At 50.7% G+C, this 537-nt stretch carries 1 protein-coding gene; it reads left to right on the plus strand.

Annotated features, from left to right (window positions below; genetic code table 11):
- Nucleotides 1-507, plus strand: a 507-nt coding sequence (locus tag B2994_RS02960; RefSeq protein ID WP_291526897.1) for a ParA family protein, incomplete at its 5' end; no start/stop codon positions are given.
- Nucleotides 508-537: the final 30 nt, after the last annotated feature.

Consider the following 537-nt stretch of genomic DNA (forward strand, 5'->3'; position numbering starts at 1 on the left):
CGCAATAATCTGTTACGTAAAGCTCTTCGTACATTCTTGAATCAGAGTGACAAGCACTACGACTATGTGCTGTTCGACTGCGCCCCGAGTTTGGGACTCTTGGTTTTGAATGCGTTGTGCGCCGCATATGAGGTGCTCATTCCCATTCAGGCGGAATATTACGCGTTGGAGGGCCTTGGCCAGCTGATCCACACCATTGGCTTGGCACAGCAGACCTTGAACAAGCATTTGGTTATTTCCACCATTGTGATCACAATGGTCGATCGTCGTACCTTGCTCAGTAAGGAAGTCTTCGACGAGGTGAAACGTCATTACCCGAAATTGGTTTTGGATACGACCATTCCGCGTTCAGTGAGGATTTCGGAGGCTCCAAGCTTTGGTCAAACGGTAATCGCCTACGATCCTCACGGCACTGGGGCGGTTGCATACCGAGAGGTGGCTTTGGAAATAGCGCAACGTTCTGAAGCGGTGCTGCGTCAGATTGAAGAAACAAGGAATGAGGACTGAGATGGCTTCACGTTCGCGATTGGGCAAGGG

The organism is Bifidobacterium sp. UBA744, assembly GCA_002298605.1.
Lineage (GTDB): Bacteria > Actinomycetota > Actinomycetes > Actinomycetales > Bifidobacteriaceae > Bifidobacterium.